Origin of the sequence: Enterococcus sp. RTP21361st1_A6_RTP21361_211029 (assembly GCF_040910045.1) — a bacterium.
Lineage (GTDB): Bacteria > Bacillota > Bacilli > Lactobacillales > Enterococcaceae > Enterococcus_D > Enterococcus_D gallinarum.
This window is the reverse complement of record NZ_JBDGBK010000005.1, coordinates 54,915-65,703: the sequence shown is the minus strand read 5'-3', so window position 1 is coordinate 65,703 and position 10,789 is coordinate 54,915. Positions and strand designations below refer to the sequence as shown.

The 10,789-nt window shown below is 38.5% G+C and carries 11 protein-coding genes; 2 read left to right on the top strand and 9 right to left on the bottom strand.

What is annotated here, in order from left to right; translation table 11 throughout:
* Positions 1–234 precede the first annotated feature (234 nt).
* The 7 genes from AB5Z52_RS01840 to AB5Z52_RS01810 all read right to left on the bottom strand — a co-directional run bounded on the left by AB5Z52_RS01840 (position 235) and on the right by AB5Z52_RS01810 (position 8,075).
* A complete protein-coding gene (locus AB5Z52_RS01840) occupies positions 235–1,815 on the bottom strand; it encodes a peptide chain release factor 3 (protein ID WP_029486727.1) in 1,581 nt (526 codons plus the stop codon).
* Positions 1,816–2,041: 226 nt separating this feature from the next.
* Positions 2,042–2,848 (bottom strand): MetQ/NlpA family ABC transporter substrate-binding protein, encoded by an 807-nt coding sequence (locus tag AB5Z52_RS01835; RefSeq protein WP_003126324.1) that lies wholly within the window; start codon positions 2,846–2,848, stop codon positions 2,042–2,044.
* Positions 2,849–2,856: 8 nt separating this feature from the next.
* The gene (locus tag AB5Z52_RS01830) at positions 2,857–3,525 is read right to left on the bottom strand and encodes a methionine ABC transporter permease (RefSeq protein WP_003126323.1); all 669 of its coding nucleotides are present in this window, start codon (positions 3,523–3,525) and stop codon (positions 2,857–2,859) included.
* Positions 3,512–4,234, bottom strand: coding sequence for a methionine ABC transporter ATP-binding protein (locus tag AB5Z52_RS01825; protein ID WP_368243225.1), 723 nt, complete (start codon positions 4,232–4,234; stop codon positions 3,512–3,514). The genes AB5Z52_RS01830 and AB5Z52_RS01825 overlap by 14 nt, the downstream gene beginning before the upstream one ends.
* 32 nt (positions 4,235–4,266) lie before the next feature.
* Positions 4,267–5,280, bottom strand: a complete 1,014-nt coding sequence (locus tag AB5Z52_RS01820; protein WP_003126320.1) for a lipoate--protein ligase — start codon at positions 5,278–5,280, stop codon at positions 4,267–4,269.
* A 192-nt stretch (positions 5,281–5,472) separates the two neighbouring features.
* Entirely contained in the window at positions 5,473–6,849 is a 1,377-nt protein-coding gene (locus tag AB5Z52_RS01815) for a hemolysin family protein (RefSeq protein ID WP_003126319.1), read from the bottom strand.
* 101 nt (positions 6,850–6,950) lie between these two features.
* Positions 6,951–8,075, bottom strand: coding sequence for an AI-2E family transporter (locus AB5Z52_RS01810; RefSeq protein ID WP_003126318.1), 1,125 nt, complete (start codon positions 8,073–8,075; stop codon positions 6,951–6,953).
* A 139-nt stretch (positions 8,076–8,214) separates the two neighbouring features.
* Between AB5Z52_RS01810 and AB5Z52_RS01805 the strand changes: the two genes are divergently transcribed.
* A complete protein-coding gene (locus AB5Z52_RS01805; protein WP_003126317.1) occupies positions 8,215–8,655 on the top strand; it encodes a GNAT family N-acetyltransferase in 441 nt (146 codons plus the stop codon).
* Positions 8,656–8,966: 311 nt separating this feature from the next.
* Here AB5Z52_RS01805 and AB5Z52_RS01800 read toward each other — a convergent pair whose 3' ends face one another.
* Both AB5Z52_RS01800 and AB5Z52_RS01795 read right to left on the bottom strand, forming a co-directional pair.
* Positions 8,967–10,184, bottom strand: a complete 1,218-nt coding sequence (locus AB5Z52_RS01800; RefSeq protein ID WP_001291561.1) for a tyrosine-type recombinase/integrase — start codon at positions 10,182–10,184, stop codon at positions 8,967–8,969.
* Between the two features lie 81 nt (positions 10,185–10,265).
* Positions 10,266–10,469: an excisionase gene (locus AB5Z52_RS01795; RefSeq protein ID WP_000814511.1), complete on the bottom strand. Its 204-nt coding sequence runs from the start codon at positions 10,467–10,469 to the stop codon at positions 10,266–10,268.
* On the opposite strand from AB5Z52_RS01795, the gene AB5Z52_RS01790 reads away from it, so the two are divergent.
* On the top strand, positions 10,453–10,704 hold the full coding sequence (locus tag AB5Z52_RS01790) for a hypothetical protein (RefSeq protein WP_001845478.1): 252 nt from the start codon (positions 10,453–10,455) through the stop codon (positions 10,702–10,704). The two genes, AB5Z52_RS01795 and AB5Z52_RS01790, sit on opposite strands and share 17 nt — an antisense overlap.
* The last annotated feature ends 85 nt before the right edge of the window (positions 10,705–10,789 follow it).

The following is a 10,789-nucleotide window of genomic DNA, read 5'->3' as shown; positions in this document are numbered from 1 at the left end:
CAATTAATCAATGTAAGATAACAAAAAATCTGAGCCAGAATGAGGTTCATTCTGACCCAGATTTGATTTTGTACAACCCATCAGTCCTTATTGACAAAGAGCCATTTTTTACTGATACAAAACAAAAAAACATTCTTATCAAAAACGATAAGAATGTTTTTTTAGACAAGAACCAACTCATTTCTCGCTCCCATCATTTGAGAACACTAGCCGTCACAAGTACTAGCAGTGTTTTCACATCAAACTTTTCAATTCGACATCTGGATATTTGTCGGCGAACCAACGCATCGCGAATTGGTTCTCAAACAAGAACAATGGCTGGTCGAAACGGTCTTTGGCTAAGATGTTGCGACTTGAACTCATCTTTTCATCCAAATCTTTAGGATCGATCCAACGAGCAATCTTATGTCCCATTGGCGACATGATCACCTCTGCATTGTACTCGTTCAGCATTCGATATTGAAATACTTCGAATTGCAGCTGTCCAACCGCTCCAATAATGTATTCATCACTGAGATACGTTTTATACAATTGGATGGCTCCTTCTTGCACTAACTGATAGATCCCTTTATGGAATGATTTTTGTTTCATAACATTTTTGGCTGTTACTTTCATAAAGAGTTCAGGTGTAAACGAAGGTAATTCTTCATAGGCGACTTTCAATTTCCCTTCATATAAAGTATCACCAATTTGATAATTTCCGGTATCATATACCCCAATGATGTCGCCGGCAACAGCTTGCTCAATATTTTCGCGAGTGTCTGCCATGAACTGGGTCACATTACTTAATTTCATTTTTTTGCCTGTCCGCTCAAGCGTGACATCCATTCCCCGTTCAAATGTTCCTGAGCAAATGCGGACAAAGGCAATCCGGTCACGGTGTGCGGGGTTCATATTGGCTTGGATTTTGAAAACAAATCCTGAAAGCTCTTGTTCGTATGGACTAATTTCTTCTCCTGTCCTTGTCTTATGTCCGTAAGGTGCTGGTGCAAATTGTAAAAATGTTTCTAAGAAAGTTTGCACACCAAAGTTTGTTAACGCAGAGCCAAAAAAGACAGGGGTTTGATCACCACGAGCGATTTTCTCTTCATCAAAGGAATCGCCAGCTTCTTGTAATAATTCGACTTCTTCCAACACTTGTTGATAGACACCATTTTGATTCAGCGGATGATCTTGGGGAATTTCACCGTTTTGATTAAATGGAATCAGGCGTTCACCGCCATGAGATTCTGGACGATAAATTTCAACCCGTTGATTGTGAATGTCATAAAGTCCTTCAAGCCCTTTTCCCATTCCGATTGGCCAATTCATTGGGTAGGACTCGATTTGAAGCAACTCTTCTAGCTCTTCTAAAAGTTCTAATGGTTCACGACCATCACGGTCTAATTTGTTGATGAAGGTAAAGATCGGGATTCCCCGTTTTTTTACGACTTGGAAAAGCTTTTTCGTCTGTGCTTCGATCCCTTTGGCACTATCAATAACCATCACGGCGCTATCAACAGCCATTAACGTACGATACGTATCTTCAGAGAAATCCTCATGTCCTGGTGTATCCAAAATGTTCACACGTTTTCCTTGATAATCAAATTGCATTACAGAACTAGTGACAGAAATCCCCCGTTGTTTCTCGATTTCCATCCAGTCGGATTTAGCAAAATTACCGGTTTTCTTTCCTTTGACAGTTCCTGCTTGGCGAATTGCTCCCCCAAATAGCAGCAACTGCTCAGTGATCGTTGTCTTCCCAGCATCCGGGTGAGAAATAATCGCAAAGGTGCGACGACTTTCAACTTGTTGTTTTAAATTTGGATTCTCCATGTTATGTAGTTACTCCATTCCTTGAAATTAGAACTCTCTGTGTCTATACAAAGATTTTCTGACCAAATCAGTATATCATGTATCAAGAGCGGAAAAAAGAAAAATTACAGACAAATGCTCTCTATCATTCAGATTCGAAAGTCTAGAGAGCAACTGTTTAAGCAGCTTGATAGCTATTTGTATTTATACGAGAACTGCTGTGAAAGCATGAAAAACACTCAAAAAACTAAAAGGCTGGAATTAATGTATCACTATGCTCATTTTCCAAAAATTCTTTGACTTTATCGCTGGTCATCGCTTTTCGCAAAACATTGATTTTTTCTGAATCTTGATTGTCCTTACGAGCAACTAAAGAGATCGCAAAACGATCATCTATCGTTTTCTCTAAGAACAAGGCATCGTCAGGCTTTAGACCAATTTTGGCGATATAGGTCGGATAGTTGTAGACAAGGGAGACATTTGGTTCATTATAGGCTTCTGCTAGATTCAATAAGTCCACAGACAACCATTCAAAGTTTTTAGGATTCGCAGTAATGTCTTTGATCGTACCATTGACTCCAACTCCATCTTTTAATTCAATCAATCCTTGCTCAGCTAAGATGGCTAATGCTCGTCCTTCATTAGAAACATCATTCGGCAGAGCAACTTTCGTTCCTTCAGGAATGTCTTCAATTTTTGTATACTCTTTTGAGTAAAAGCCCACTTTAGCATTATAAATTTTGTCTAAAGCCACTAAATCTGCTGATTTTTCCTCATTGTAGCGTTGCATATACGGCTCATGCTGCGCAAAGTTTGCGTCTACTTCCTTATTATTCAACAGCTCATTGTATTGAATATTGTCATTTACTTGTACCAATTCAATTTTCCAGCCATCTTCTACCGCATCGGCTGCTACTTTGACAACATCTGTCATAGGGGTCGTTTGAGAAGCGACTTTAATCACTTTATCCTCTGATTGCGACTCATTCCCTGTTCCACAAGCACCAAGAAACATTACTGCTAGTACTAACCCAAAAAATATTCCTTTTTTCATTCCTACTCCTACTTTCTTTTATCAACTTTTTTTGCTAACCCATTCCCAATCAACTGAATACTAAAAACTGCTACGATCATCACTAAAATGGAAAAATACATGACCCCATATTCGTACCGTTGATATCCATAACGGATGGCAAAGTCTCCGATTCCTCCTCCGCCAACGATTCCCATCACTGTGGAATAAGACACCATACTGACGATCGTTGTCGTCAGAGACAGGATTAACCCGCTTCTTGCTTCCACGAGCAAAAATTCTTTGACATATTGATAAGTGGAGACACCTAATGAGCGTGCCAATAGTCCGACATCTTCTGGGACATCCAACAATACCTGCTCGACTAAACGAGCATAGATGACGATTGACACAATACTCAATGGGATACTTGCTGGGATCGGCCCAAACGAGCTGCCTAACAAAAAACGAGTGACGGGAATCATCGCAACAACAAACAGTAAATAAGGAAACGAACGAATGACCGTGATCAGCAAATTTAATATTTGATACAAAATCGTTCCCTGATTGTTGTTTTCACGACTAATAAATAATAGAATACCTAGTGGCAATCCAATCAAAACAGCGGCGAAGATAGAGATACTCATCATGATCAGGGTTTCTTCCATCGCCTGCATCAATTCTGGTAAATAGTATTGAATACTCTCAATTATCGTCATGCTTTAGACTCCTTATCACACGATCGACATAGTTTAATTCTTCTATTTGTAAAAGATGCGGCGTATTCGCTACTTCCGCTACGATTCTTCCTTGTTCCATAACATAGACCCGCTCACAAACTTGTCGAACCGCTGACAATTCATGACTAACAAACACGATTGTAGGCTGGAAAGTGCCATGAACCTTTTGCAATAACGATAAAACATCTCCCTTAGTATCTTCATCCAATGCACTGGTCGGTTCATCACACAAGAGGATCTTTGGTTCTTTGACCAAAGCACGGGCAATTGCTACTCGTTGCTTTTCCCCTCCACTTAAAGAAGCAGGATAAACCGAAGCCTTTTCAGACATACCTACGAAGTCTAACGTTTCCATCACTTGTCGTTGTGATTTTCCAGCTAATTTTAAAGGCAAAAAAACATTGTCGTAGACAGTCAGATTATGGAGCAGATTAAATTGTTGAAAGATCATCGCAATATCTTGCTGTAGACTTCGTCTCATTTTCTTGGTCAATCCTGTCGTGTTCACGCCATCAATCACGATTTCGCCAGCTGAAGGAGATTCGATCAAATTAATCAGACGCAACAAGGTAGACTTCCCGGAACCGCTTTTGCCGACGATACCGACGATCTCATTGCTGATTGTTAACGATACTCGATCAAGGACATTGTCCTGATATACTTGTGAAACCTCTTTTACTTCGATCATATTTGGTTCCTGACGCTCCTCTGCCTTCAAACTCAATTGAAAAGTAGTGATACAAATTGCTCATTTGTCAGTTGATGGATATATTTCGCGACTTCCATCCCTTGAAAATGCTGCCGCAACTCTTCATTATAAGGAAGACCAATCAGCTGTTTTTCGAGACCAGCGATATCTTCTTCGCCAAAAAAATCTCCAGTGATTTGTGCTTCTGTGATTTTCCCCTTTGCCACTGAAAAGCGTAGTTCAACGATACCAACATTTTCAAAACGTTTGCGTTTCGTCCATTGATAATTCGGGGCTTCCCCATAAATCCATTGATCATTGGCATATCGCAATTGATACAACTGATTAATCTTCCGTTGATCTTCAGCCGTTAATTTGATTTCTTTTTCTTGGATTTCCTCAATGTTGTCGACGTCATAAATATGACAGAGCAATTGATCTCTAAATTCTTTCGTTGACAATTGTTGATATTCTTCAGAAAGATAAGGCTTGATGTTGGTCACACTTTTACGCACTGACTTTGTTGCCTTCGAGTCGATCTTTTCCTGTGGAACGTTCAACACTTTTGTCAAAACGCTTAAGTCAACATCGAACATCAATGTTCCGTGGGAATAGCTTCTGTCATTTTTTGTGTACATGGCGTTACCAGAAAATTTCTTTCCTTCAACAAACAAGTCATTTCTTCCCCGTACTTCAACCTCTTTTGCTCCCATCTTCTGCAATGCTTTCAAAATAGGTTGGGTGGCTCCATGATAATCACCAAAATGAGTCACATCTTTTTTAGTCACAAAGCTAAAACTCATGTTGCCTAGATCGTCATAAACTGCTCCGCCACCAGAGGTTCTCCGGGTTAAAACGATGTCATTATGTCGTAAATAGTCAAAATTTATTTCTTCGTAGGCATTTTGGTTTCTACCGATTATAACACAAGGCTTTTGTATGTATAACAGCAAGCATGGTTCTGAAATATCTACGTTATTCATTAAATATTCTTCAGTAGCTAAGTTCATCCGAATATCATCACTTTTCATTCGGTAAAATCTCATTTTCCCACCCCACAATGATTTCTAGTTATCGCACTCTTATCCTCTCTTTAATTCACAAGAAAAGCAAGAAATATGCTTAGTTATTTTAGTTTTTTTATCTAGCTAAATCTGTATCATTTGATTAACTCATTCTGTTCTATATATTATTTTTAGACAAAAAAATGCTTGAAGCATTTGCTTCAAGCATTCATTTTATCGACGAGGTTCGTCTTCTTCAAAATCTTTTTTGAAATAGCGGCGTTCTTCTTCAGGTTCGACAGCTGTTTCTTCAGGATCATGGAAGATAACGCGGATCTTCAATACACGTGACCCTTCCATTTCTTCTGTAATCAGTGTGACGTTATCCACTTTAAAGGATAATTTCTCTCCTTCATCAGGAATCAACCCTAAAGCTGTGATCAAATATCCGGCCATTGTATCAACATCACTCATGTGCAGGCTCATATCAAATGCTTCATTAAAGTCATCAATCAACATTCGCCCTTGGATGATGTACTCATGATCAGAAACTTGTTCATATAATTCTTCTACTTCATCCGATTCATCGTCGATCTCACCAACGATTTCCTCTAAGAGGTCTTCTAAAGTAACCAGACCTACGACACCGCCGTATTCGTCTAATAAGATAGCCATCTGATTTTGAGTCTTTTTCAACTCATAGAGTAAGTCATCAATAAAAACAGTTTCAGGCACAAATAATGGTTCTTGGAGGATTTGTTTAATATCTAATGTTTCAAATCCATATTTATAGGCACATTTCAGCAGGTTTTTTGTATGTAAAATACCTACGACTTTGTCTTTGTCCTCATTATATACTGGGATTCGAGAATAGTTTTCTGCTAAAATTTCTGTCAAAATTTCATCTACTGAATCATTGATATCGACCATAAATGCAGTAGTCCGCGGCACCATCACTTCACGGGCCACCTTCGTATCCAATGAAAAGATTCCTTGTAGCATTTCCAATTCATCTTCTTCAAAGACACCTTCTGTTTCTAACATATACCGCATTTCATCACGAGTCATTTTTGTATCTTCATCATCAAATTCCATTGGTGTGATTCGAGCTAACAAACTAGTTGAAGCGGAAAGCAACCACACAAATGGTTTTGCGATCGTACCAATCACACGTATCACACCTGAAGTAAATTGAGCAACTTCTTCAGATTTGTTCATTGCGATTCGTTTTGGATACAACTCACCAAATACGATCGAAACATAGGTCAAAATCGCTAATACAATGATATTAGCCAGGCTTTTTGCTGCAGCTCCGCCACCTAGAACGGGTGCTAAGCGGGTAGATAGCGTATCTGCCAGTGAGGCCCCTGATAAGATATTGACTAATGTGATCCCAACTTGGATCGTCGACAAGAAGTTGGTGGGATTGTCAATGATTTTCAATAATTTTTGTGATTTGACATTTCCTTCCTCAGCCTTCTGTTCTACACGGTTCTTATTAACTGAAACAACCGCGATTTCTGAAGCAGCCAAGAAAGCATTGATCAATGTCAAAACGATCAATAATAAAATTTGCGCTAATAGCGACTGACTCTCGGGGTCAGCATTCATAATAGCATTCTCTCCTTATTTTTACATTTTCTAAAAAAAATCGTGGGCTATACCCACGATAAAATCGTATCATAAAGCTTTTTTCTTTGCAATAAAAACCATCAGTTATCTAGTTCGATCAATTTCTCTTGGTTTTTCTTGCTTTTATCGTCACGAATCAAACGAATCACAAAAATCACAATCGTACGACAAATGGCGTAGAAAGGTACTCCTAAGAAAATACCCAGTAATCCAGCGATGTTCCCTGCGACTAGCAACACTAAAATAATGGTTAGCGGATGAATCGCCAATGACTTTCCGATTACATTAGGATAGATCACATTACCATCTAATTGTTGAACGACTAACACGACTACACCACATAACAGAGCCCGGAAAGGATCATCAAAGATTGTCACTAAAACTGCCGGAATCAAGCCGAGGTAAGGGCCTAAATAAGGAATCAAGTTAGTGATCCCTGCAATGACACCAAATAAAAAGGCGTAATTGACACCCACTAGCCAGTAGCCGATAAAGGTAAAGGTCGCGACAAAAATACATTCAATCGCTTGTCCGCTAATGTAATTGGACAATGTTTTATTCAGATCACCCAATAACTCGATGATTTGATTTCGTCTTTTTTCAGGTAAAACTGATTGAATATTTGGCACAAGTTTCTCGCCGTCTTTCAGCATATAAAACAAGATGAATGGTACTGTAACAATGATCATCGTTGCTGAAGCAATCGTTCCTACGATCGATCCCAAACTTGTTGACAGCCCACTTAGAAATTGTTGCAGCAATGAACCATAGGAAAGATTGAGATTTTCTAACTGTTGCGCAAAGTCGATCTGTTTAAATACTGGGTCATCTGCTATTTTAGAAATCCAAGTCTCCATATTTTTAGCAAAAGTAGGAATATTTTCTGCAAGTTGTGAAATTTGGTTGATCAGATTTGGAATCACGCTTACGACTGTTAGGACAATAGCTGCTACTAATAAGAGTAAAACTAAAATCACAGCGTAGATTCTTTTGATCTTAGTGGTCTTCATCAGAAAAACGACGATCGGATTAAGCAGATAGTACAAAAAGCCTGCAATTAAGACCGGCGCAAATAAGGTCGAAAAAAATGTTCCTACTGGTGCAAATAAGAAATTGATTTTGCTCAATACCAGAGCTAACGTGGCAAGAACGAGAATTTCTAATGACCAGAAGAAAAGTTTTGATTGTTTGAATTTGTCGAACAAACGATTCCCTCCTTTTTTTCACTATTATAGAGTATTTTGCAAAAAAAAGCTTGCGACTTTAGCCGCAAAAGCAATTTTTCTTTTCGTAAAAATGGTATACTTAGAAAATAATTGATGAAATAAGAAGGTGGTTGATTTTATGTTCGTCGCACAAACCAAAGATACATTAAGCGAAATTTATCTGGACTCGTTGAAAATTCGTAATGATGTCTTCGTCAAAGAACAAGGCGTGCCCTTAAGTCTTGAGATCGATCAGGACGAAGCAAACGCGGTCCATTTTGTTCTCTACAATGAACAAAAAGAAGCAACAGCAACTTTGCGGCTGCTTCCTATAGATAGCCACACATTGAAACTTCAGCGTATGGCCGTACCCGTTTCCCATCGCAAAAAAGGCTTCGGACGAATTTTGATCCAAGGGGCGGAGGATTTTGCTCGGAAACAAGGGTTTCAAAAAATCACTTTAGGTGCTCAGCTAACCGCAAAAGGTTTTTATCTTTCTCTAGGCTACCAACCTGAAGGGGAAGAATTTCTTGATGCGGATATGCCCCACATCAAAATGAGTAAATATCTGCAGAACTAAGTATCTTAAAAGCTGTCAATCACTTATAACTCACGTGATTGACAACTTTCGCTTCTTTATAGAACTGGATGAATCTCCTTTAAAGAAGCCCCGCCTTACAAATCAATCACTCGATGACAGGCACTATTTTTTGATACAAACAAAGTATAAATTTCTAATTATCTTTTTATATTTTCTTAAATGCTCGTAAAGCCTTATTCTATGTGCTTTCGAGTATTTTTACTGTAGGAAGATACTTCACGTTTCTTTGCATATTTCCTCATGTCTTAGCTGTCAGAAGTGGTAAATAAGTAGTAAATTCATTTGTACTACTAAGCAACAAGACGCTCCTGTTGCTTCTCTTTATTCAAGCGTTTCATTTCTGCCATTGCAGAATCGAATGTTGCATGTGCGTAATAGTTCAGCGTCATGGCTATATTAGCATGTCCCATAATGTACTGTAATGCCTTTGGATTCATTCCTGCATTTGCATAGTTGGTACAGAATGTATGTCGCAAACTATGTGGAGTGATGTGTGGCAATTTATCCTCGTTATACTTATTGTATTTCTTAACAAGACCTTTCATCATGCCGTTGTAATCACTTGCCACTTTTGGATAGTTCTTTCTATTAAGAAAGAGGAAATCACTATATCCATCAATCTCAACACGCTTATCATTCTTTCGATTCGCTAACACTCGCTTAAATGCTTGATAGGCTTCTTCAACCATAGGAACTTGACGTTCGCCACTTTTGGTCTTTGGTGTTTCAATGTAGTACCCAATTTCAGTATCTCTCAATAGCTGATGGTCTATATTGACAAGACGATTCTCAAAATCTAAATCTGGAAGTGTCAAACCACCAAACTCTGAAATACGAAGACCTGTTTTTAAGAGTATCAGAATTTCATCATAATTTTTGCTGTAGGTTTTATCAGCTTTTGCAAAGGCTAACAGTTTTTCTTCCTGTTCTTCTGTTAGTACGGTCTTAGGGACAGTATCATCATCAAGAACTGCTTTCAGTTGAAAGTCAAATGGATTCTTCCGAACACAATCATCTTGTATAGCAATATAGAATGAAGCCTTTAAAGAACGTTTGTAGTTATTGATGGTTTGATAAGCATAACCATTTTCACTCATTCTAATAGCCCATTCTTTAGCGTCTGATGGCTTAATACTGTCAATACTTCTTACACCTAACTTGTCTTTCTTCAAAATATCCATAAGATATTTGCGTCCAGTTTCAGTGTTTTTTCTAACCTTTGGTCTTTGAGCGTTCTGTTTTGCGTAAAGCTGGCAGAGTGTCATTTTCTTTCCTACAACATCAATACCATCATGAATGTCTTTCTGTAACTCTGCGATTTTCTCTCTAAGTGAGATACAATCACGCTTTCCTGCTGGTACTCGGTCTGTAGCCACAAGTTTCCACGAGTAAACAAATTGCGGTTCTCCAAATGAATCTATATATTTGTATAAGTATCTTCCGTCTTTTCGTTGGCTCTCTCCAGTCTTTAAGATTCGACCTTTATTGTCACGTCTTTTTTCTGACATGGCATTTGCTCCTTTCCTTTATGGAAAGAGCCTTGATACGACTTAATACTATTTTATCATATACAAGACCCTTTGGCGACGCTAGATTGCGTCCAATGTATCTATAATTTTTTCAAATTGTTTTCGTTTAATCTGAATACGATTGCCATTCATAATCAGCCAATTTGCATTTTTATTTTCCTCTGCCAAGCGTCGTAGCTTGTTTTCGCCAATACGAAAATATTTTGACGCTTCTTCAATGGTTAGGGTATAACGTTCCCAAATAGGAATGTCAGTCTGCTTCATAAAATCCTCCTTTCCAAATCACTTATTTGGATTTCATAAAAGTTGTTTTACCAGCAATCGAACAGCTTTAGCAAAGCTCACGGGAGTTCCACCCCTGCATGGTTCTCATGTAGCCATACTCATTGCCTGCGACGGTTTTATCACGCTCGGACTATTGACTGTATGGGAGTATCATTATCACGATAAGAATGTCGTTGCAGGCAATCCTGCTAAAGATTGCTTCTCGGATCACTAACATGAATCGCTCGCTATCTTTATAAGATAGGTCATGGCGGTTAGTTCCGTTGGCTCTTTTCTTATCGAAACGTATTCGATTACTT